General features: G+C 48.1%; 3 protein-coding genes. All 3 read right to left on the bottom strand.

Annotation, left to right across the window (positions count from 1 at the left end; genetic code table 11):
* Positions 1–52 precede the first annotated feature (52 nt).
* The 3 genes from KDK19_RS07800 to KDK19_RS07790 all read right to left on the bottom strand — a co-directional run bounded on the left by KDK19_RS07800 (position 53) and on the right by KDK19_RS07790 (position 2,363).
* Positions 53–469: a hypothetical protein gene (locus tag KDK19_RS07800; RefSeq protein WP_257282264.1), complete on the bottom strand. Its 417-nt coding sequence runs from the start codon at positions 467–469 to the stop codon at positions 53–55.
* Between the two features lie 232 nt (positions 470–701).
* Entirely contained in the window at positions 702–1,280 is a 579-nt protein-coding gene (locus KDK19_RS07795; protein WP_257291683.1) for a DJ-1 family glyoxalase III, read from the bottom strand.
* 201 nt (positions 1,281–1,481) lie between these two features.
* Positions 1,482–2,363 carry a patatin family protein gene (locus KDK19_RS07790; RefSeq protein ID WP_257282262.1) on the bottom strand — a complete coding sequence of 294 codons (882 nt, stop codon included), beginning with the start codon at positions 2,361–2,363 and terminating at the stop codon, positions 1,482–1,484.
* Positions 2,364–2,526: the final 163 nt, after the last annotated feature.

The following is a 2,526-nucleotide window of genomic DNA, read 5'->3' as shown; positions in this document are numbered from 1 at the left end:
CAATTTCTTGCAATCCTCGCTACGGACGCTTAAGTCCGACAGGCTGCTAGCATCATATACTGGTCTCGGCCTTGGATTCGTTGACCTTTTTCTCTGGAAAATACTGACTGAGTATTTCCGGATCGCTACTGAGTGCATCGCAGGCATCTGGATGTGATACAGGCGTTATGCTGGTTGAGCAGAGCTTCATGTTTCGGATACTGGCATCAAACCAGAACCAGTTTTTGTTCTCGGAGTAACATAAGGCTCTGGCTGTATAGTTGACAGAAGGTACCAGAGGAACTGAAGGAAAACCGTGCAGTTGCTTTTTGACAACTGTAGAGTTCAGGCAAGAGTATGTAATGTCGTTATAGCGTCGCTCAAACCGGTTAAACGTCCGGGCGATCAGCTGCTCAGCCATTTTGTCTTGTCTGAGGCTTAACTGATAGAGAGCCAGCCCACATAAGAATAGAATGATAATGCTTTCCAAAATCAGCACCTCAAGGCTTTATTAATGAATACAGGCGTCCGTACCTGTTTTTTTTTAACCCCTTTTTTTTATCAAAACATACATCCTTTCCCTAAGGGAAGCCTTCGTGAGTATAAGATGGAGCCATTATTTTTTCGTACGAAAGAGGGCTCCTTTTTTAAGTCCGGGCGTAACGAAAAACATATGGCTCATGGCTGCTGGAAGTCAACCGTCCAGCGTCTGGAGTCTGTGTTTAAAGCGCCCAGTCTGCCAGCATCTGTTTGGCTATCGGGCGGTATGCGTCTTTACCGTAGACCGCGTCAACCAGAGCGAAGCTGAAACTCATGGCGCAGCCGGGTCCCTGAGCGGTGATCACTCGGTTTTTCTGATCAATGACCACCGGGTTTTCCGGTTGTGGCAGAGCCCCCTCGAGTTGATCAAAAAAAGTGGGGTAGCAGGTCGCGCGTACATTATCGAGAAGAGAGTGGTGTGCCAGAACAACGGCGGATGAGGCGCAGATAGCGGCGTACCAGCGTTGGAATCTCTGTTGCTCTTTCAGAAGTTCCGTAAGATGAGGGTTGTCTCTGAGGTTGGCTGCCCCCGGCATGCCACCGGGCAGGGCTATCAGGTGGAAGTTTTTGTTAAGGCAGGCTTCGATATGTTTGTCGGCTACTAACTTGATGCCCCTCGATGCTTCAATTTCCAGATTGCCATCGGAAGTGCAGGCTGCAACTGAAACCTGAGCCCCAGCCCTGCGAAGTGTGTTGATAATGGTAACGGCTTCAATTTCCTCACAGCCATGAGCAACAGGAACGAGAATCTGCCTTGGCATAATGAAATCTCTGTGGTTGAGCCTTCGGAATGCAAGCATAAAACCTGCTCTGCTTCTGACGTTTTCAGAGCAGGCAGTGCTAAACCTGTCTAACTGATTGAGACAATCGTCAGTTCTACAGAATCATAAGCCTAGTAGGGATGGTTAATAAAGCCAGAGAGTTTGTAAAATCAGTAGAGAATTTCAGGTGAACTAAGCCCGTTACGCCTGATTGAGCTGCTGAAGGAACGAAAACCCTGCGGAATAGCCTTTGTGGTAGTCGGAAACCAGTCTGGCACGGTCTCGCGTGCTTCTGGTTGAACTCAAGGAAGTATCCGGAGCAATTTCTGTAATCGATATACCACTACGTTTTAACTGATCGAAGCTGTCCAGAGTTTCGTTATAGATTGAGAACTGTTGGCGAATCAGCTCGGCCACTTCAGGTTGCTTTCGGAATTGCCAGGCTAGTAATCTATTCGCTGAAGAAGCTCTCTTGCGATACTGACTTTCTCGACTTCTGAGCACAACAATGTGTTCATAGCCATCTTCTGCGGCTTTCATAACAGGCAAAGGATCGGCAAGACTCCCATCGACATGATTTCGATCATCAATGGTTATGGCATTGCGATAAATCATGGGAAGTGCACTGGAGGCCTTCAGAACCTTGAACATTTGTTCCAGTTCAAAGTACTCATCGAATGTATGATAGATTGGGTAGCCTGAACTTGCGCAACTGGTAACAATCGTGAATGTTTTGTCTCGAAGCTGGCCTCGAAACTTGTCAATATTCATGTGCTGTCTCTGGATGCGATCAAAGAGCCAGTCCAGGTCAAACAGGTTACCGCCTTTCATGTGGCGCTTGAGACTGATGAAATGGCTTTCCAGGCAGGCGCCTGTATAGAGGTCGAGGTTGCGACCTCGTTGGCCGGCAATAAAGGAAACCAGGTTGAGTGCGCCGGCCGAAGCGCCGTAGAAACCATCGAAATGCCGATGGTGTCTGTCCATGAAGGCGTCCAGAATGCCGGCGGAATATATACCGCGCATTCCTCCGCCCTCGACGACAAGAGCCGTTTTTGTGATTGAGCTGGTCTCTTGTTTGTGCATTGAGATCCTAAACAGTCACTAACGGAAGAAAAATCTTTTATCCCTTATCCAGATGGAGGCATTAAAAGATTTTTTGCAAAAAATAAAGCTGGGTAAGCCGACTTCTAATTGGTAGCGGGAGCCGGATTCGAACCGACGACCTTCGGGTTATGAGCCCGACGAG

Origin of the sequence: Endozoicomonas sp. ONNA1, assembly GCF_024606325.1 — a bacterium.
Classification (GTDB): Bacteria; Pseudomonadota; Gammaproteobacteria; order Pseudomonadales; family Endozoicomonadaceae; genus Endozoicomonas_A.
The sequence above is the reverse complement of the archived record's forward strand: the minus strand, read 5'-3'. Positions and strand labels throughout refer to the sequence as shown.